Origin of the sequence: Hymenobacter norwichensis DSM 15439, from assembly GCF_000420705.1 — a bacterium.
GTDB classification, from domain to species: domain Bacteria; phylum Bacteroidota; class Bacteroidia; order Cytophagales; family Hymenobacteraceae; genus Hymenobacter; species Hymenobacter norwichensis.
Map to the genome: position 1 here is coordinate 130,287 of NZ_ATVL01000010.1, position 19,513 is coordinate 149,799.

Here is a 19,513-nt window from a genome sequence, read left to right on the forward strand (position 1 = left end):
CATAGGGCTAACCGATTCTAGCTCCAAACTCCTAGCTTCTACTTTCTCATGAAAAATAACCTGCTTCCTGCTTTTCGTCTTTCCTTGGCCATGCTTGTGCTGTGCTGTGTGGTGTACCCTGCTATTGTGTGGGGCGCGGCGCAACTTTCACCTGGTAAGGGGGAGGGTGTACAACTGAGCCACAAGGGCCGCGTGGTGGGCTTCGCCAACGTCGGCCAAAAGTTCGATAAGCCCGAGTATTTCAACACCCGGCCTTCGGCTGTTGACTACAACGCCAGCGGCTCGGCGGGCTCCAACAAAGGCCCGAGCAACCCCGAGTACCTGAAAGAAGTGCAGACCCGGGCGGGTGCCTTTTTGCAGCAAAACCCCACGGTGACCCGCGACCAAGTGCCTGCCGAACTAGTCACGGCCAGCGGCTCGGGCCTCGATCCGCACTTGTCGCCGGCCGGGGCATATATGCAGGTGGACCGGGTGGCTCGTCTGCGGGGCTTGCCAGCAGAGCGGGTTCGGCAGTTAGTGAAGGAACATATTGATGAGCCCATTATCGTGTTCTTTGGTCCGGCCACCGTCAACGTATTGCGTCTGAACCTAGCCCTGGACGAGCTGGCACCTGTTCGTAAATAACTGTGCAGGTACTCGGCACCTTTCATTCTTCCCACAGCATCACCTAAACAGCTAGTTTGCCTGCTCATCGGCAGCAACGTCAGCCTCTACTCGCCTCGTAACCGTAGGCGCTCCTGCATGAACTACCTATTGACCTTGGGCCTCGCCCTCACTGCCGCTTCTGTTACCACGAATGCGCTGGCGCAAACAACTTCCGTAACGGATACCGCGCAGGTCGTGCCGCCGCCAGCCGCACCCGCCACTGCCACCCTAAACCCGCTGACTTTCTACGGCTTTGTGGATGGCTACTACGGCTATGATTTCAAGCACGCCGACACCCAAGACCGCCCCGGCTTCCTATACTCGCACGACCGGCAAAACGAATTTACCGTCAACAACGCCATCATTGGGATGCGCTACGACAACGGGCAGGTACGCGGCGCTTTGGGGCTGCATGCCGGTACCTACGTAACGGCCAATTACGCCGCCGAAGACCAAGTATTCAAGCACATCTACGAAGCTTACGCCGGTTTCCGGCCGTTCGAGAAGGCTTGGCTGGACGCTGGTATTTTCGGTTCGCACATCGGGTTTGAGTCGGCTATCAGCAAAGACAACTGGACGCTGACCCGCTCCCTGATGGCCGAGAACTCGCCGTACTACGAAGCTGGCGTACGGTTCACGTACGAAGTGGACCCCAAGCTGACCTTGACCGGGTTGGTACTGAACGGCTGGCAGAACATCCGCGAAAACAACCAGAAGAAGGCTATTGGCACTCAAATTCAGTGGAAGCCTACCGATAAGCTGCTCATCAACAGCAGCACGTTCTACGGCAACGAGCAGCCCCAAGACCTAGCCCGCCGCCGCCGCTACTTCCACGATTTCTATGCCACTTACGCCGCCACCGACCGTCTAAGCCTGGCCGTGGTATTCGATGTGGGCAAACAGGAACGCGCCGAGCGCGGCGGCAAAGATGACACCTGGCACACCGGCGCCGTTTTCGTGCGCTACAAGCTGGCCGATAAATGGAGCACCACCCTCCGTGGCGAGTACTACAACGCCGACCGCGGCGTCATCATCAGCTCGATTTCCCCAATGGCTTCCGACGCTGACTTGAAAGTACACGCCGCTTCCCTCAACCTCGATTACGCCCCCACCAGCAACGTGGTAGTACGCATCGAAGGCCGCGGCTTCCGCTCCCCCCAATCCTTCCTAACCGACCGCAACGGCCAACCCACCGACAACTACGGCAACCTGACCAGCAGCATCGCCATTTCGTTTTGATAGGCGGTATGTCTACAAAAAAGGCCGTCATGCAGAGCAGAGCGAAGCATCTCGCGTGCTGACGTCAGAATAGTAATCTAGCATCAGCACGCGAGATGCTTCGCTCCGCTCTGCATGACCGTTGAAATTGAATCGTTCTTATGCTGCCTTCCGCAACCAACGAAAACCAACAGCGCGACCAGTCTGCCGAGCGGTTTCTGCGGCTGGTGCAGGAGCGGCGGCGCGGGCGGCTGAAAATCTACATTGGGCTGGCGGCCGGCGTGGGCAAAACCTACCGCATGCTGCAAGAAGCCCACGATTTGCTTCAGCACGGCGTGGATGTGGTGCTAGGCTACGTTGTGACGCACGGCCGGGCCGGCACCGAGGCCCAGTTGCAAGGCCTACCCGTGCTGCCGCGCAAGCAGATTTTCTACAAAGGTCGGATGCTAGAAGAAATGGACGTGCAGGCCATTTTGCAACGCCGGCCCTCTGTGGTGGTGGTGGACGAGCTAGCCCACACCAACGTGCCGGGCTCCCTCAACGAGAAGCGGTGGCAGGATGTGGAGCAGCTTGTGAAGGCCGGTATTTCGGTGATTACGGCCGTGAATGTGCAGCATCTGGAAAGCCTGCACGACCAGGTGCAGAAGATAACCGGCACCGACGTGCAGGAGCGGGTACCCGACCAGGTGTTTAAGCTGGCCGACGAGGTAGTGAACGTAGACCTCACCGTGCCCGAACTGCGCACCCGCTTGGAGGAAGGCAAAATCTACGACCCGCAGAAGGTGCCCTCGGCGCTGAAGAACTTCTTCCAGCCCGAAAACCTGCTTCAACTGCGCGAATTGGCCCTGAGGGAAGTAGCCAACCAGCTCGGCCGCCAGATAGACACTGACGCCGGAGGTGCCCCTGCCGTGGCACCCCAGCGCCGCAACGCCGACCGGCTGCTGGCCTGCATCAACACCAACGCACAGGCCGCCAAGGAAATCATCCGCAAAACATCTCGCCTCGCCGACCGTCTTGGTGGGGCCAAGTGGTACGTACTCTATGTGCAAACCGGCAAAGAATCGGCGGATAGGGTAGGGCTAGCGGCGCAACGGCACCTCATCAACAACCTCCAGCTAGCCACCGAGCTAGGCGGCCAGATTCTGCGGGTGAAAGCCGACGATATTGTAGCCCAAGTAACGCGCGTAGCCGCCGAAAAAAACGTGTCGCTGCTGATCTGCGGCGTGACCGGCAGCAAAAACTGGTGGGCCCGCCTCACCCGCCGCGGCGTCACCAACGACCTAATCCGGCAAGTAGCCCGCCACACCCAAGACCTAGATATTTATTTGGTGACGTATTGATGGCTATCGATAGAATGAGACACATTGACCATCGTCATGCAGAGCAGAGCGAAGCATCTCGCCTGCTGAGGTTGCAATGCTAATCCGACGTCAGCAGGCGAGATGCTTCGCTCTGCTCTGCATGACGTTCTATCAATTATCAGTCTATCAGTCCCCAAGCTCCTACCCCAACGCATGACCCTCAAAACCAAAATCACGCTGGCTTTTACAACCATGCTGCTGTTGCTGCTGGCAGTGAGCGGTTACATGCTGTACGCACTCGACCGGCTGGACCGTACTTCGCGTAATGTGCTTAAAGACAACCTATACTCGGTGGAGCTCGGCCAGCACATGCTACAGGCGCTGGACCGCCTGCCGTACGGTGCCGACTCCGCCGACCCGCAAGGCAAGCCGCGCTTTGAAATGCTACTGGCCCACGAAGCCGGCAACGTAACCGAGCCCGGCGAGCAGCAGATAGTTGACAAGTTGTTTGAAGACGTGGGGAGTTTCAACCGACTGCTGGCCTCTGATACTACGTCGGCAAAGCTGTGGAACGATGCGGTGGGGCGCCTGCGGCAGGATACCTACGCTATGATGAGCCTGAACAGGCAGGCGCTAACGCACAAAAACGAAGCTGCTAACCGTACCGCCCTGCAACAGCGGCGCTACGTGCTGGCGCTGCTGACCTTCGCTATCCTGACCTCCCTACTGTTTGTATTAAGTGTGCCCGAGGCAGCCGTTGTGCCTTTGCGCCGCCTCTCGGCCAGTATCGACCACGCTGCCAACCAAGATTTCACAGCCTCGATTCCGGTGGAAGGGCACGACGAGTTTGCCACGGTAGGCCGCAGTTTCAACCAGATGCTGGTGCAGTTGCAAAGCTACCGTACCTCCTCATTGGCCGAGTTGATGGCTGAGCGTAACCGAGTAGCCAGCATCGTCAATACGCTTGATGAAGGCTTGCTGCTGGTTGACCAAAACCGGCGCCTGATTGTGGTGAACCCCGTGGCTAGCGCCTTGCTGGCGGTGCCGGCTGCCCAGCTGCTTGGCCGGCGAGTGGACGAGGTGGCCGCCGAAAACGACCTGTTCCGGGAGATGCTACGTTATTTGGACGTGCCGCCGCCCAAGCGCGAGCAGGAAACGCCGCTGATTACCATCGCGCAGCAAGGTGAGGAAGTGTATTACCGCCTGAGCGTGCACGATGTAGTAGGGTTCAACCAAGCCCTCGACAAAAACGAGTTTGTTGGCTCCATTCTGACGTTGCGCAACATCTCGGAGTTCAAGAAGCTCGACCAGGCCAAATCCAACTTCTTGGCCACCGTGTCGCACGAGTTGAAAACGCCACTTTCCAGCATCAACTTCAGCCTGAAGCTCTTGCAAAACGGCAAAGTCGGCCCGCTCAACCCCGAGCAGCAAAACATTGTGCTCACGCTCAAGCAGGAAAACCAGCGCCTGCTGAAACTGGTAGGCGAGCTAATCGACGTATCGCGCCTGGAATCAGGCAACATTCAGCTCAACTTCCAGCCCAGCCACATCCACGACATCGTGCAGTTTGCCGCCGATACCATTCAGCTCCAGCTCAAGCCCAAGCAACTCACGCTGAACGTACAGGTACCCACCAATCTGCCCCCTGTGCGCGCCGACATCGAGAAAACCACGTGGGTACTGCTCAACCTGCTAGCCAACGCCATCCGCTATTCGCCCGAGCAAGAGCAAATCCGCATTTACGCCGCCGTGGCTCCCGACGGCCAGCAAGTACAGGTGAGCGTGCAGGACAGCGGCCCCGGTATCGCCCCGCAGTATCAGGAGAAGATCTTCCAGCGCTTCGTCCAGATTCCTGATAAGAACGGCTACAAAGGCGGCTCCGGCCTGGGCTTGAGCATTGCCCGCGAGTTCATTACCAGCCAGGGCGGCCAACTCTGGGTAAGCAGTGAGCTGGGCGCCGGCAGCACGTTCGTTTTCACACTACCAGTGGCTGGTAAAGCAGAAGTATAACCCAAGCAGTACCGGCGCAAAAAAGCCCGTCATGCAGAGGCGCAGCCGAAGCATCTCGCGTGCTGACGTCAGGTTGCTACCCTCACATCAGCACGCGAGATGCTTCGGCTGCGCCTCTGCATGACGGGCTACCGGGAAGACTTTCGTTTAGGGTTTGGTGACGGTGATGTTCTTGAAAGTGGCAGTGCTGTTATCCACGAAGAGGCCCCAAGAGGTACCGGCGGCGCGATACACGCGGGAGCTGAGCGCCACCTCGTTGTTGAGGTACACCACTACCATCGAGTTTTCGAACACGATATCCACCCTATACTCGGTGTCGGGCGCGAGCGGGAACGGCACGTCGTTGGTGGCAACGGTTGTCGTCGTTAGGGCCGAGCGGCGCGTTTTATCCAGGCTGAACCGTTGCTGGCCGGGCACGAACCGCAGGCTGTATACGTCGTCGTACCCGTCGCAGGCCCCGAGTAAGAAGCCGAAATCCTTGTTAGCGCTGCTGTACGATACGGTGGCGTGCAGCTTGTAGCGCACCGGAGCTATGGGGTTGAACAGCACATTGGCCACGTCCTGGTTGGCGGGGCTGCTGAGGGTGTAGGAATGCGTATTCGGGGTGATATTCGTGACGTTGCCCCACTGGCTGTCCTTGATAAGTGGTTCGGATTGGGCTTCCAGGTGGCTTTTCAGGGTGTGCGGGATGCTTACGGCCAGGTCCTTGTTGGCTTTCTGGTAGAGCTTGTGAGCCACCAGGTTGCCGCCCCACTGCCAGTTGCCGCCGTCAGTGCTGCCGCCCAGGCGGTTGGTCCACCCAAACAGATACCGGTCGTAGTTGTCGGCGGCGGTTTTGGCGGCGTAGATGCCGTTGCCCTCGAACCGGTCGGGGCCGGTGGGCAAACTCCAGGGGCCGGTGGCGCTGGGGCCCTTGCGGTAGTACACGTGCTTTGTATCGATGTCGGAAAACAGCAGGTAGTAGGTGTCGCCCAGCTTGAAGACTTCCGGCGTTTCCAGCATGAAGTAGTTGGTGGCCCCGCCGTCGTAGAGGATGCCGGCGTAGGTCCAGCTTTTCAGATTAGGCGAGGTGTAGCGGGCAATGACGCCGCGCCAGGTGCCGTTCACGTTCTTGCGCGCCGATACCAGCATCTGGTAGCGGTTGCTGGCATCATCCCGAAATACGAACGGGTCCCGGAAGTTGTCCTGCTCATCAAAACCCTGCCCGGTGGGCGCGTAAATGGTGGTAAAGCCCGGGTCCTTCGCAAATTTCTGCCCCAGCCCGCGCGAAGTAGCCAGCATCACGCCCTCCTTATGGCTCACGCACCCCGACGGATAGTTGGGGTTGTGGCCGGTATAGTAGGCGTAGTAGGTGCTGCCTTTTTTGGTGATGCTGCCCGTGCCCAACGCGTAATCCTGCTCGCAGCCCTGGGTGCTACAGCTTAGCGCCTCGCCCACCGGCAGTCCGGCGTAGCTCACGAAGTTGCTGGTGCTGAGGCCCCACCACGGATGCCGCTGATGCGTAGCGTCGTTCCAGATGTCTTTGAGGTAATACACTTTGAAGGCATTGGCCTCCGAATCGAAGTAGGGCATCACGTCGCCGATGGGGGCCAGCTGGTCGCCGAGCGGGTAGAGCTGGTAGTCCGACGATTCGGGGCGCGGGCCGCAGACGAGGGCGCTGCTGGTAGGCGCCGCCGTGGGCGCAGTGGCAGGAACGGCCGTTTCCTGGGCGCAGCTACCGAAAAGTAGCGACACACCAAAGAGCCCGGCCTTTCCCAGCGGGGAAAAGCAGGTGTTCATAGTGGTGGAAATTGGAAGGTTGGAAAAGAAAAAGCCCAGACCGTGGGGTCTGGGCTTCCGTGGAAAGACTATTTCACTTCCTGACTCAACTTGGTGTAAGTCAGCGCGTCTACGGTGAGGCCGCTGGCTGATTTCAGCTTGAGCGTGGTGTAGGGCTGCGTGGGGAAGAACAGCTCGGTCATGGTGGTGAGGCCGCCGTCGGCAAATACTTCCACCGACGTGGCATCGAAGAGCAGCGTGAGGTCGGCGGCGGGGGTGGTGGCTAGGCGCGGGGCGGGGTGGCGGCCGGCGAATTTGTCGCTGAAGGCCATCTGGCCGGCTTTGCTTCGGTCGATGTAGTATTGGTTGGCTTGCTTATCGTAGCCGATAACCAGTTCCTCGCCTTTGGCATTGCCTAGCACCAGCGCAAAATCCTGAAGTTGCTTGGTGCTCATCTTCAGCTGAAACTGCGGCGTTAGAGCCGGGATTTTACCGTCCAAGATTAGCTCCGGTTTCACCGTCAGGTTGTTCAGGGTCTGGCCGGCCTGGGCTATCTTGGCTACTTCCTTGACGGGCGTGGAGGTCAGGTAGATTTCCGAGCCGACTTGCTTGAGGGATAGGTCGCGCGGCGCGGTCATGGCGTTGCGCCAGGGCGAGGTAGGCACTTGGTTGGCGTACTCCCAGTTGCTCATCCAGCCGAGGAAGATTTTGCGGGCGCCGGTGTTGCCCCAGGTTATGCCGGCGTAGTCGTCTTTGCCCCAGTCCACCCACTTCTGGGTGGTAGTAGTGGGCGTGAAGGTTCTGCCATCAAACTGACCCACAAAGTATTGCGTGGCCGAGCCGCCGTTGGGGCCGCCGGGGTTGATACTTATCAGCAGCACCCAGTGGGTTTTGCCGTTCAAGGTCAGCGGAAACAAATCGGGGCACTCCCACACGCCGCCGTGGGCACCCAGCTTCTCGCCGAACTCGCTCAGCTTGGTCCAGTCCTTCAGGTTCGGCGACGAATAGAACGTAATCCGGTCCTTGGTGGCCAGGGTCATCACCCACTTCTTGGCCACCTCGTTCCAGCTCACTTTCGGGTCGCGGAAGTCAGGAATGCCGGGGTTGGGTAGCACCGGGTTGCCAGCGTACTTCTTCCAGGTTTTGCCTTCGTCGAGGCTGTAGGCGAGGCTCTGGTACTGGTGCTTGTTGGTTTTCTTTTTCTCTTCGGGGTCGTTGTGGTGGGTGAAGATGGCCACCATGGCGTTCTTGCCGAAGCCGGCCGTGTTGTCTTTGTCAATAACCGCGCTGCCCGAGAAAATCCAGCCCAGCGAGTCGGGGTACAGCGCAATGGGCTGCTCCTGCCAGCTTACCAAGTCTTTGCTGGTGGCGTGGCCCCAGTGCATCGGGCCCCACTCCATGCCATCGGGGTAGTGCTGGAAGAACAGGTGGTAGGTGCCGTTGTAGTACACCATGCCGTTGGGGTCGTTCATCCAATGCGCAGCCGGGCTGAAGTGGTAGGCCGGGCGGTACTGCGGCGTGGCAGGCGGCACCGAATCGGACGCGGCCTTGGTGCTGGCATCGGTGGTAGTAGCAGCCGTATCAGTCGTTTTGGCGTCGGGGGTGCACGCAGCGAGGCTAGCTGCCGCCAGCGCCAGAAGAAGCGTTTTTTTCATGGGTGGGGAAGTAGGGGAGAGGGAAAGCACCAAAGTCACCGTCATGCAGAGGCGGAGCCGAAGCATCTCGCGGGCTGATGTTGAGGTAGGAAACCGGTGTCAGCACGCGAGATTCCTCGCTGCACTCGGAATGACGGCCTTTTAGATATCGGAAAGCAAGCTGTGATAGAGGAACTACACTGCCTGCGCGGCTAGCAGCTCGCGCACGTCGGTTTCAGTGAAGGCGGGAGTAGCGCCCTGGTGAGTGGCTACCAGAGCGCCGGTGGCGCAGGCGAAGCGGAGCATTTCGCCGGGTTCCTGGCCAGCCAGCCAGCCTTTGAGCAGCGCCGCCAGAAACGAGTCACCGCTACCGATGGTGTCTTTCACTTCCACCGACACGCCGGGGGCGCGGTAGAGCTGGTTGTTGGCCCAGAGCATGGCTCCGTCGGCGCCGCAGGTTACGCACACGGCTTGCAAATCGAAGCGGGTGGCTAGCCACTGCATAGCGGTGGGCCGGTCGGTTTCCTGACCGAACCAGGCCATGATTTCGGCTAGCTCGTGGTGGTTCATCTTCACCAGATTGGTTTTTTCGAGCAGGTATTTCACTACCTCCTTGTGGTAGTGCGGGGGACGCATATTCACGTCGAATACCTTGAAATTGGCGTGCTCCAGCAAGCGGTACAGCGTTTCGCGGGTAGGAGCCTGGCGGGCGGCGAGGCTGCCGAATACGAATACCTCGGCCTGCTCCACCAGCTTTTCCACGGTGGCATCGTACTGGATGTAGTCCCAGGCTACGGGCTGTACAATCTTGTAGGTCACCTCGTTGCTGTCGTCTACGTTGGCTTTTACCACGCCGGTGAGGTGGGTTTTGCCGTGCTGCACGTAGTCGGTACGCAAGCCCTTCGACTCAATGAAATCGAGCAGTTCCGTGCCCAGGTCGTCGTCGCCGACGCGGCTGATTAGGTCCACGGATTGACCGAGCTGGTGCAGGTGCACGGCCACGTTGAAGGGCGCGCCGCCGGGCTGCTTGCCGCTCGGCAGCACGTCCCACAGAATTTCACCGAAGCAGACTATCTTATCAGACATGAGATGTTGGGATTTAAAGGTCAGATGGGAACGTCATGCAGAGGCGGAGCCGAAGCATCTCGCGTGCTGATGTACGATTACTAACTCAACGATTCGAGCGAGATGCTTCGGCTGCGCCCCTGCATGACGGGCTACTAGTGAATTACGAGCGTTTTCTCCAGCTGTTCGAGGCTGGTGCCTTTGGTTTCGGGCATCATGCGCCACACGAAGAGCAACTGGAGCACCATCATGCCGCAGAAGAAGGCGAAGGTGTGGCCACCGCCTAGCTTTTCGGCCAGGGGCGGGAAGGCGAAGGCAATAACGGCTGCCATCACCCAGTGCGTGCTCGAACCCAGGGCCTGCCCTTTGGCGCGCACCGTGTTAGGGAAGATTTCCGAGATGAACACCCAGATAACCGCGCCCTGCGAGAAAGCGAAAAAGGCAATGTACACGAACAGCAAGATGGGCACCAGCATGCCATTCAAGGCGCTGAAGCTCTGGGTGTAAAATGCCCACGACACCAGCCCCAGCGTAGCAATCAGCCCATAAGAGCCAATAAGCATCAGCTTGCGGCGCCCGAACTGGTCGATGACCTGGCGGGCCAGCAGCGTGAAGGCGAAGTTCACCAAGCCAATACCCGCCGACGAGAGCAGCGCCGCACCCTGGCCCAACCCCGTCATTTCGAAGATGCGCGGGGCGAAGTAGATGATGGCGTTGATGCCCGACACCTGGTTGAAGACGGCAAACAGCACGGCCAGTATGACAGGGGTGCGGTACTGTGGTGCAAACAACGATTTGCCGCCTACCATGGCATCATCGGATGCATTGGTAGTCAATACGTTGGCTACTTCCTGGTCGGCGGTGGCGGGGTTGATGAGCTGGAACACCTGGCGGCCTTCTTCTACGCGGCCCCGGCCCAGCAGCCAGCGGGGGCTTTCTGGAACGCGGAACAGCAGCAGGAAAAACGCGGCAGCCGGCACCACCTGCACGCCCAGCATCCAGCGCCAATCGTTTTCGCCCACGCCGGTCAGCAGGTAGTTGGAGAGGTAGGCGGCGAGGATGCCGAACACGATGTTGAATTGGAACATGGCCACCATCTGCCCCCGCTTCTCGGCCGGCGACACTTCCGAAATGTAGAGCGGGGCCGTCACCGACGATGCCCCTACGCCCAGCCCGCCCAGGAACCGGAACACCATGAACAGCACCCAGTTGGAGGTAACGGCCGCGCCCAGCGCCGACACGAAGTAGAGCACCGCAATCCAGATGAGCGTCTGGCGGCGGCCCAGCTTATCGGACGGAATACCGCCGAAGATGGCCCCGAACACCGTGCCAATCAGGGCAATAGCAATAGTGAAGCCGTGCTCCACCGGGCTTAGCCCCCAGAGCTGCTGGATGGCTTTTTCGGCCCCGGAAATAACGGCGGTGTCGAAGCCGAACAAGAAGCCGCCCAGCGCCACGACCAGGGACCAAAAGAATACGTTGTTTTTCATCGGGAATTTGGTTCGATGTCGGGCGCCTCACCCCTAGCCCCTCTCCGAAAAAGGAGAGGGGACTAGCTCTAATATTTAAAAGCTAGTTGAAGAAGTGGGCAATGAAATAAAATCTAGAATCTAGTTCCCCTCTCCTTTTCGGAGAGGGGTTAGGCCCTACGCTTGGGCCACTATGCTAGTTCCAGCCGGGGTTCTGCTTGTACACGCCTTTGCTGAAGTTGATTTGGTTGAGCGGAATCGGCAGGTACTCGTCGCGGCCGGCGGTGAAACGGGCGGTTTGCAGGTACTGGCGCTTGTTTTTCTCTACGTTGAAGTAGGTGTTCAGCGTGTTGGCGGCAATGCCCCAGCGGGTGAGGTCGAAGAAGCGGTAGCCTTCCATGGCAAACTCCAGGCGGCGCTCGTAGCGCAAGGCTTCGCGGGCGTAGGCTTGGGTCCAGCCGGTGCTTGGGTACTGACCAATGCGGTAGTTGGAGGTGTTGCCACCGGCCGCGTTTTTCAGGCGAGCAGTGCTGGCGGCGGCGCGCTGCCGAACTTGGTTGATGATGGGCAGCGCCTCCGCTTGCCGACCCAGCTCAATCAGGGCTTCGGCCTTCCAGAGCAGCACATCGGCGTAGCGGATGATGGTCCAGTTCTTCGAGGTGGTCATGAACGGCGGGGTTTTCTGGAAGCTCGGGTCAGAAGGTAACACATTCTCCTTCATCGACATGTACACGCCGTACGTGTTCCGGTCGCGTAGCCACGAATTCTCGAACACGAACGTGGGCAGGTACTTGTAAGGGTGGCTCGGAATGGCCACCGTGTGGTCGAGGCGCGGGTCTACGGTGTTGTTCTGGAAGTCGGCCGGCGTGGTTATGTCCGAGTTGTTGAAGGTGGTGAACAGCGGCAAGCCCTGGGCATCGGTCTTGTAGGCATTCACCAGGTTCTGGCTGGGCTGGTGGAACCCGCAGCAGCCGTAGTCGGGGTTCATGGGGTAGTTCAGGCAGTTGCCCCGGTCGGTGCGGCCCTTGGGCGTGCCGTCGTTGCGCGAAAACTGGATGGCAAACACCGATTCCGTGCCGTTGTCGCCCACGGTCAGGAAGTTGGTAGCGTAATCGGGGTGCAAGGAGTACTTGCCCGACGCGGCAATCTGGTTGGTCAGCGTTACTACTTCGTTCAGCTTCCCTTGGTCTACGCTCGTTACGGCGTGGTTGTCGCTCTGCACGTAGGCCTGGTAGAGCAGCGTTTTGGCCAGGTAGGCCTGCGCTGCCGACTTATTGGCCCGTCCGATTTCGGGCTGAGTATCCGGCAGGTTCGCTACTGCAAAGCGGAAATCCTCGGCAATCTTGGTCCACAGCTCGTCGTTGCTTAAGGCCACGTTCGAGATGGTACCGTACTGGTCGGTCGGGATGGTTTGGTCGATGTAAGGCACCCGCTTGAACAGCTCTTTCAGCAGGAAGTAGTAGTGCCCGCGCAGGAAGCGCACCTCGCCCTGGCGCACCGCTTTGGTGGGCATGGCGGCAGCGTCCACGGCATCGAGACGGCGCAACGCATCGTTGCAGCGCGACACGCCGATGTAAATCAGGAACCACAGCTCGTCGGTGTTGCCCACGTCCACGCGGTTGAAGCTGAAGGTTTCGTAGAAGTGAAACGCATCCACGTCGGCGGTGCCGTTGCCGCCCTTGTAGGCGTCGCCGGCGCGCACGTTGCCGTAGGGCCACATGCTGGTGTAGGGGGCGCGGTACACGTCGTTGCCGAGCTGGGAGTAGGCCGCAATGACCTGCTTTTCAATGTTGGCCGGGGTGTTGAGCTGCTCGTCGCTCAGGGCGCCGATAGGGTTTACATCCAGGAATTTTTCGTCGTTGCAGCTGGAAGCAAAGGCCAGCAGCGACAAGGCAAGTATGGTAGGCTTAAAGAATTTCATGGGAAGGTGGGCTATATGATGGGGACTGTGGATGGTCTGTCATGCTGAGCCTGTCGAAGCATCTCTACCGCTTCGTTACAGTGGCTCAGACGAAGCGGTAGAGATGCTTCGGCAAGCTCAGCATGACCGCCTAAGAAAGGCCATCAGGTAGTTAGAAAGACACATTCAGGCCGGTGGAGAAAATGCGGGGCACCGGGTACTGGTAGTTGGTTACTTCTGGGTCGGCGCCGGTGAACTCCTTGCTCTTCACCGTGAACAGGTTCTGGCCTTGCACGTAGATGCGGACGCCCTGCACTTTCACCTTGCTGAACAGGCTGTTCGGCAGCGAGTAGCCGAGCTGGAAGTTGCGCAGCTTCATGTAAGAAGCGTTTTCGATGAAGTAGGTAGAAGCGCGGCCCTCGTTGTTGGTGTTGATGAGCGTAGCGGCCGGAATGGAAGAGCCGGAGTTGGTTGGCGTCCAGGCGTCGAGCAGCCGTTCCCCCCAGTTTTCGCCGGAAGCCAGCGAGGCGAAGTCGGTGCGGAATTTGGCGTTGTTGAAGGATTGCAAACCTTGCACGCCCTGGAAGAAAATCTGCATGTCGAAGCCCTTGAAGCCGGCGCCCAGGTTGAGGCCGTAGTTGAAATCGGGCACGCCTTCCGTAATCCAGGTTTGGTCGAAGTTGTCCACGCGGCCGTCGCCGTTCAGGTCTTTGTAGCGCAGGCGGCCGGGAGCGGCACCCACTTGGGTGGCGTGACTGGTCACCTCGCCTTCGTTCTGGAAAATACCGTCGGCTTCGTAGCCAAACACCGCGTTGATGGAGTGACCCAGGCGCGTTACGTCCTGGCCGTTGCCGCCGTAAGCGTTTATCACCTCATCGGGCAAGTAAGTCAGCTTGTTGCGGTACGTCGAGAGGTTGCCCGAGATGTTGTAGGTCAGCCCGTTAGTCAGCTCGTTCTGATAGCCGAGCACGAATTCCCAGCCCTTGTTTTGGATGGACGCCCCGTTCACGAACTTGTCGCCCCCTTCGCCTACCACGGCCAGAAACGGCAGGTTCACCAGAATGTCCTTGCTATTCTTGACGAAGTAGTCAACCGAGCCCGAGAGCTTGTTTTGCAGCAGCCCGAAGTCCACGCCCACGTTGGTTTGGGTGGTGGTTTCCCACTTCAGCGCCGGGTTGGCGCGCTGGAAGCGGCGGTAGCCCGACGGCAGGTTGATGTCGTTGCCGTAGATGTCGTAGGCAGTACCCCGGTCGTACTCGAAGTTCGGGTCGATGGTGCCCAGCAACGACTGGTACAAGCCCCGCGAGGCGAAGTTGGCAATGTCCTGGTTGCCGGTCTGGCCCCAGCCGGCGCGCAGCTTCAAGTCGGTGAAAATCGGCGTGTTGTCTTTCACAAACGCCTCCTCGCTCAAACGCCAGCCGCCCGATACGGCCGGAAACACGCCAAACTTGTTGTCTTCCCCGAACCGCGACGACCCATCCCGGCGCAGCGTACCCGACAGCAAATACCGGTCGGCGAAGGAGTAGTTGACTTTGGCAAACGTGGACGCCAGCCGGTAGGCCGTGGCCCCGCCGCCGTTGTCTTTGTTGGCCGCGCCCGCATCTAGGTAGGCGTAGTTGAGGTCTTCGCTGGCGAAGTTGGTGCGCGAGGCGTACGAGCTTTCGTCGTAGTAGCTGATGCGCTCGGCCCCGGCCAGCACGCCCAACTGGTGCTTGCCGCCCAGCAGAATATCGTAGTTAATGGTGTTCTGCCACACCCAGTTACCCCAGAACCGGTCGTTGTTGGTGACGCGGTTGTTGGCTTCGGAGAGGAAGCCGGCCTGGTAGGTTTTGTAGATCTGGCGGAACTTGTAGATGCTGTAGTCGATACCGAAGCTGCTGCGCACGTGCAAGCCCTTCAGGATTTCAGCGTCGGCGAAGAAGTTACCGAACGCCCGGCCCGTGTTCGAGCGGTTTTGCTTGTTGTCGGTGAGCAGGCGCAGCGGGTTGTCCCGGTCGCTCATGCCCGCCACGGGGCCGCCCCAGCCCACGCCATCCTCGGTGCGCACCGGCACAATAGAGGGCAGCTGGGTGGTCCGGTCGCGCACCAGGTTCAAGTCGAACTCGGCCCGCTGCGACTTCACTATGGTTAGGTTTTCCCCGATTTTCAGGCGGCCGTTCAGGAAGTTGTAATCGGTGTTAAGGCGCGCCGTGTACCGGTCGAAGCCCGAGTATTTCAGCGTACCGGAGTTGTCGTAGTAGTTCACCGAGAACAAGGCGCTGCCCCGCTCGCCGCCGCTACTCACGCTCAGGTTGTAGCTCTGAATGAGGGCGTTCTGCTGCGTTTCCTTAAACCAGTCGGTATCGGAAGCGCGCTGGGTGCGGCCGGCGTCGATGAACTCGGGCACGGTCACGCCGTTGAGTACCGGGCGGCCGTTGGCGCCGATGCTGGTTTGGAAGTTGTAGTAGGGCAGGCTGGGCGTGGTGCCGTCGTTGATGGCGGCCTGGCCGTACACCCGGCCGTAGTCCAGGGTGTTGAGCAGTTTGATATGCGGGCCCGGCGTTTGGAGCGTGAAGAAGGTCGAGAAATCAACCTTGGTAGCACCGAGCTTGCCGCGCTTGGTGGTGATGATAATCACGCCGTTGGAAGCGCGCGAGCCGTAGATGCTGGCCGCCGAGGCGTCCTTCAGCACCTGGATGCTCTCGATGTCGTTCTGGTTGATTTGGTTGATGCCTTCCCGCGTCGGGATGCCGTCGATAACGTAGAGCGGGTCGTTGTTGCCGAGCGTACCGATACCCCGGATACGCACCGTAGCCGAGCTGCCCGGCGCCCCATCGGAGTTGATTTGCACGCCGGCCACCCGGCCTTGCAGGTTGCGGGTGACATCGTTGGAAGCCATGTCCCGGATTTCCTCGGTTTTCACCACCGCCACCGCGCCAGTCAGATCGGCTTTGCGCTGGGTCTGGTAGCCGGTTACCACTACTTCGTCGAGCGCCGCCGCGTCGGTGACCAGCGTAATGGTGAACGTCGTGCGGCCGGTTACAGGTACCTCCTGGGGCTTGTAGCCGATGTAGGAAACGAGCAGGGTAGCGTCTTCGGGAACGGTGAGTTTGAAGTCGCCATCGGGGCCGGTACTGGTGCCAATGGTTGTGCCTTTCACCACCACCGTTACGCCCGGCAGCGCGCTGCCTTTGTCGTCGGTTACGCGGCCACTGATGGTTACATCGGCCAGCGTGCCGGCCTCGGTTGCGGCGGTAAGGGCGGCAGCTTGGGCGGGGGCAGCAGCGGCCAGCGGCAGGGCGGAAAGCAACGTCAGCCCGACGGCTTGCCGCAGCAAGGGTACAGTATGTTTCATGGGAATTGAGTGGATAAGGAAGACTGAGAAAAGTGGGGTTCGGCAGGCAGCCGCGGCTACCCTACAGCACCGCCGCGCCGCCCGCTGCCTGGCCCATACAAGGGACGAGAGCAACGAGCGGCGCGGCGACGAACTAAGGAGCGGGAGTTGTTTTCATGGCTGAATCGATACCCAAATCTCCGGGTAAAGTCAGCCTTGGTCTTGCTTTAATCACTCAAAGTCTTTCAATAATTACACGTGATTTAATTAAAGTGTAACGCATTGATATACAATGTTATAAACGAAAAAAGCGGCACCTGTATCAGGCGCCGCTTTCAGTAATGATACCCGATTTCAACTTTTGATTCACACGCTGGGCGTGGTATGCAGGGCCCGGAACTCGGAGGGCGACACTTGGTAGCGCGCCTTGAAGCTGGTGGAGAAGTAAGACGGCGATGAGAAGCCCAATTGGTAGGCCACTTCGGCAATGGTTTGCTCGTCGTCGAGCAGCAGTTGGCGGGCCTTGGTGAGCCGGATACCCTGGATGAAATCAGTAACGCCAGTGCCGAGCACGGCCTTCACTTTGCGGTAGAGTTGCACCCTCGAGATACCCAAACTGCGGGCCACATCCTCCACACTTAAATCGGAACGGCCGAGGTTGGCTTCCACAATGGCGGTGAGGTCGGCCAGGAATTTTTGGTCCACCCGCTGGGGCGCCACCGTCACGGTATCCACGCTCAACTCGCGCCGGAAATGCTCGCGCATTTTGTCGCGGTTGGCCAGCAAGGTGCGTAGGCTTTCCAGCAGAAAAGTAGGGTTGAACGGCTTGGTCAAATACAGGTCGGCGCCGGCTTGCACGCCTTCTACCTGCTGCTCGGGCGCGTTGCGGGCTGTGAGCAGCACCACCGGAATGTGGGAGGTACGCCAGTCGCCTTTCAGCTGGGCCACCACTTCCAGCCCACTGATTTCGGGCAGCATCACGTCGCACACAATCAGGTCGGGAATGGCTTCGGCGGCCAGACGCAACCCGGTGGCCCCGTCGAAGGCCGTACTGACTTGGAAATGCGGTTGCAGCTTCTGAGTGAGGAAGGCGTTGACGTCGGGGTTGTCTTCAATCACCAGCACCAGCGCCTCGCTGCTGGCCAGGGTCGGCAACTCGCTGGGCGCCAAGGCCGCGGTGATGCCTTCTTCCAACGCAAACGCGGGGGTGGCCTGCGGGGCGGCGTCCAGCAGTTTCAGGGCGGGCGGCAGTTCCAGCGGCAGCGTGGCCACGAACGTGCTGCCCTGGCCCGGCTGGCTGGTGAACGTCAGCTGGCCCAGGTGCAGGCGCGTGAGGCCCAGCGCCAAGGCCAAGCCCATGCCCGAGCCGCGCGCCGCCGACTGCTGGCCCTGGTAGAACCACTCGAAAATGTGCGCCCGGTCCTGCTCCGAGATACCCCGGCCGTTGTCTTCTACGCTCACCCGCACGCTATTCTCGGCGGGCACCAGCTGAATGCTGACCGTAATCTGGCCCCGGTCGGGCGTGAATTTGAGGGCGTTGCTTAGCAAGTTGAAGAACACCTTGTCCAGAATGTTCACGTCGAACCACAGCCGAATAACCGGCTCGGCGGGCAGGAAACGCAAACTGATACCGCGCTGGCGGGCCGGCTTCTCGAACACGTCCATGATTTCGCGCACGAAAGCCACCAAGTTGCCCTCGGTGGCGCGCACCGGCATCTTGCCCACGTCAATCTTGCGGAAATCCATGAGCTGATTCACGAGCTGCAACAGCCGCTGGGCGTTGCGCCGGATCAGGCCCAGGTCGTGGCGGTGGGTGGCGGGCAGGTCGGTGGGGCCAGTTAGCATTTCCTCCACCGGCCCCAGAATCAGGGTGAGCGGGGTGCGCAGCTCGTGCGAGAAGTTGGTGAAGAAGCGCAGCTTGGCCTCGGTTTCCACCTTGGCGCGCTCGGCAAACTCCTGCAACTGGTTGCGCTGGGACCTGATTTCCTGGTTTTGCTTGCCCAGCGTCTGGTTGATGCGGCGGTTCACCCGGAACGCCCGGAACGCCAGCAACCCCAACACCGCCGCCCCAAGCAGCGCGGCGGCTAGCACGTACAGCACCGTTTGCTGGCTGGCGTAGGTGTCGCGCTGCTGCCGCAAAAGCTGCTGCTGCCGCTGAATGTCCTGCTGCTGGCTGGCGAGCTTCTCGGTCTGGAGCTTCATAATCAGCACGTTGGTCGAGTCGATGACCAGCGTGCCGAGGGTGTTTTCCTTGTCGTAAGGTTGCTTGCGCAAAATGCGCATGGCCGTCCGGATGGCCTCTTCGCCGCCTGGTGAATAAAGCAGCGTGGCGTTGATTACGCCGTCTTGCACCAACTGAATGCCGCCGTGGATGCCCGGTAGGCCGTCTACACCCACAATCTTCACCCGCTCACTTAAGCCCAACTGCTTGCATACCTGGTAAGCGCCCAGCGCCAGCCGGTCGTTGTGGGCGAAAATCAGGTCTACATCGGGGTGTTGGCGCAGCACGTTGGGCAGGCGTTCCAGCACCGAAGGCCGCTCCCAGTTGCTGTTCACCTGTGCTGCCAGCTGCACGTTGGGGTAGGCGGCCAGGGCCTTTGTGAAGCCGCGGTGCCGGTCTACGGCAGGGGAGGTGCCGGGCGCGCCCAGCACCTCTAGCACCTGGCCGCGCTGGCCCAGCAGGTTGGCCACGTAGTTGCCGGCCATGCGGCCCACTTCCTCATTGTTGCCGCCCACATAGGCCGTATACAGCTTGGAGGTGGTGCGTCTATCCAGGATAACCACCGGAATGCCGCGGTTGTAGACTTCCTCCACAATGGGCGTTACCGGCTCGGTTTCGTTGGCCGAAACAATCAGTAAGTCAATGCCTTCCTGCAAAAACTCCTTGATCTGCTGCTCCTGCAAGGCGCTGTTGTATTTGGCGTCCTTCATGCGGAAGCTGACTTCGGGGTAGAAGCTCAGCTCCTTCTTCATGCCCGCCAGCATGGCCTGCCGCCAAGCATCCCCATTGGTGCACTGCGAAAACCCAATACGGTAGGTGGGGGTTGGCTTCTCCTGCGAGCAGCCAGCCAGTACCCCCAGTAAGCTGAACAGTAGTAGCGAGTACGCATAGAACACCCAGCGCAATCGTTTTCTCGGAGAGAAGAGGAAAAGGGGGCCCGGCGTTGCTTTCATAGCGAAGACTCTCGCACTAAGAGTGT

11 protein-coding genes are annotated in these 19,513 nt (G+C 59.9%); 4 read left to right on the forward strand and 7 right to left on the reverse strand.

Annotated features, from left to right (window positions below; genetic code table 11):
- The first annotated feature begins 48 nt into the window (after positions 1-48).
- The 4 genes from kdpC (at position 49) to G536_RS0118650 (ending at position 5,174) form a co-directional block, all read left to right on the forward strand.
- Positions 49-624 (forward strand): potassium-transporting ATPase subunit KdpC, encoded by a 576-nt coding sequence (gene kdpC / locus G536_RS0118635; RefSeq protein ID WP_022825120.1) that lies wholly within the window; start codon positions 49-51, stop codon positions 622-624.
- A 117-nt stretch (positions 625-741) separates the two neighbouring features.
- Positions 742-1,884: a porin gene (locus tag G536_RS0118640; RefSeq protein WP_022825121.1), complete on the forward strand. Its 1,143-nt coding sequence runs from the start codon at positions 742-744 to the stop codon at positions 1,882-1,884.
- Between the two features lie 140 nt (positions 1,885-2,024).
- A complete protein-coding gene (locus G536_RS0118645) occupies positions 2,025-3,203 on the forward strand; it encodes a histidine kinase (RefSeq protein WP_022825122.1) in 1,179 nt (392 codons plus the stop codon).
- Positions 3,204-3,377: 174 nt separating this feature from the next.
- Positions 3,378-5,174, forward strand: coding sequence for a HAMP domain-containing sensor histidine kinase (locus G536_RS0118650; protein ID WP_022825123.1), 1,797 nt, complete (start codon positions 3,378-3,380; stop codon positions 5,172-5,174).
- Between the two features lie 147 nt (positions 5,175-5,321).
- Here the strand turns inward: G536_RS0118650 and G536_RS0118655 are convergent, their stop codons facing one another.
- The 7 genes from G536_RS0118655 to G536_RS0118690 all read right to left on the reverse strand — a co-directional run bounded on the left by G536_RS0118655 (position 5,322) and on the right by G536_RS0118690 (position 19,487).
- The gene (locus tag G536_RS0118655) at positions 5,322-6,953 is read right to left on the reverse strand and encodes a glycoside hydrolase family 32 protein (protein ID WP_022825124.1); all 1,632 of its coding nucleotides are present in this window, start codon (positions 6,951-6,953) and stop codon (positions 5,322-5,324) included.
- A 68-nt stretch (positions 6,954-7,021) separates the two neighbouring features.
- On the reverse strand, positions 7,022-8,587 hold the full coding sequence (locus tag G536_RS28785) for a glycoside hydrolase family 32 protein (protein ID WP_022825125.1): 1,566 nt from the start codon (positions 8,585-8,587) through the stop codon (positions 7,022-7,024).
- A gap of 174 nt (positions 8,588-8,761) precedes the next feature.
- Positions 8,762-9,652 (reverse strand): carbohydrate kinase family protein, encoded by an 891-nt coding sequence (locus G536_RS0118670; RefSeq protein WP_022825127.1) that lies wholly within the window; start codon positions 9,650-9,652, stop codon positions 8,762-8,764.
- Positions 9,653-9,786: 134 nt separating this feature from the next.
- Positions 9,787-11,121, reverse strand: a complete 1,335-nt coding sequence (locus G536_RS0118675) for a sugar porter family MFS transporter (RefSeq protein ID WP_022825128.1) — start codon at positions 11,119-11,121, stop codon at positions 9,787-9,789.
- Positions 11,122-11,296: 175 nt separating this feature from the next.
- Positions 11,297-13,021 carry a RagB/SusD family nutrient uptake outer membrane protein gene (locus G536_RS0118680; protein ID WP_022825129.1) on the reverse strand — a complete coding sequence of 575 codons (1,725 nt, stop codon included), beginning with the start codon at positions 13,019-13,021 and terminating at the stop codon, positions 11,297-11,299.
- 151 nt (positions 13,022-13,172) lie between these two features.
- Positions 13,173-16,334, reverse strand: a complete 3,162-nt coding sequence (locus tag G536_RS0118685) for a SusC/RagA family TonB-linked outer membrane protein (RefSeq protein ID WP_022825130.1) — start codon at positions 16,332-16,334, stop codon at positions 13,173-13,175.
- A 345-nt stretch (positions 16,335-16,679) separates the two neighbouring features.
- Positions 16,680-19,487, reverse strand: a complete 2,808-nt coding sequence (locus G536_RS0118690; RefSeq protein ID WP_051167037.1) for a substrate-binding domain-containing protein — start codon at positions 19,485-19,487, stop codon at positions 16,680-16,682.
- Between the last annotated feature and the right edge of the window lie 26 nt (positions 19,488-19,513).

What these genes read in the sequence shown, in the direction of transcription:
- G536_RS0118690 (WP_051167037.1), bottom strand. Translation starts at nt 19,487, where the DNA reads ATGAAAGCAACGCCGGGCCCCCTTTTCCTCTTCTCTCCGAGAAAACGA.
- G536_RS0118650 (WP_022825123.1), top strand. Translation starts at nt 3,378, where the DNA reads ATGACCCTCAAAACCAAAATCACGCTGGCTTTTACAACCATGCTGCTG.
- G536_RS0118675 (WP_022825128.1), bottom strand. Translation starts at nt 11,121, where the DNA reads ATGAAAAACAACGTATTCTTTTGGTCCCTGGTCGTGGCGCTGGGCGGC.
- G536_RS0118670 (WP_022825127.1), bottom strand. Translation starts at nt 9,652, where the DNA reads ATGTCTGATAAGATAGTCTGCTTCGGTGAAATTCTGTGGGACGTGCTG.
- kdpC (WP_022825120.1), top strand. Translation starts at nt 49, where the DNA reads ATGAAAAATAACCTGCTTCCTGCTTTTCGTCTTTCCTTGGCCATGCTT.
- G536_RS0118640 (WP_022825121.1), top strand. Translation starts at nt 742, where the DNA reads ATGAACTACCTATTGACCTTGGGCCTCGCCCTCACTGCCGCTTCTGTT.
- G536_RS0118680 (WP_022825129.1), bottom strand. Translation starts at nt 13,021, where the DNA reads ATGAAATTCTTTAAGCCTACCATACTTGCCTTGTCGCTGCTGGCCTTT.
- G536_RS0118685 (WP_022825130.1), bottom strand. Translation starts at nt 16,334, where the DNA reads ATGAAACATACTGTACCCTTGCTGCGGCAAGCCGTCGGGCTGACGTTG.
- G536_RS0118645 (WP_022825122.1), top strand. Translation starts at nt 2,025, where the DNA reads ATGCTGCCTTCCGCAACCAACGAAAACCAACAGCGCGACCAGTCTGCC.
- G536_RS0118655 (WP_022825124.1), bottom strand. Translation starts at nt 6,953, where the DNA reads ATGAACACCTGCTTTTCCCCGCTGGGAAAGGCCGGGCTCTTTGGTGTG.
- G536_RS28785 (WP_022825125.1), bottom strand. Translation starts at nt 8,587, where the DNA reads ATGAAAAAAACGCTTCTTCTGGCGCTGGCGGCAGCTAGCCTCGCTGCG.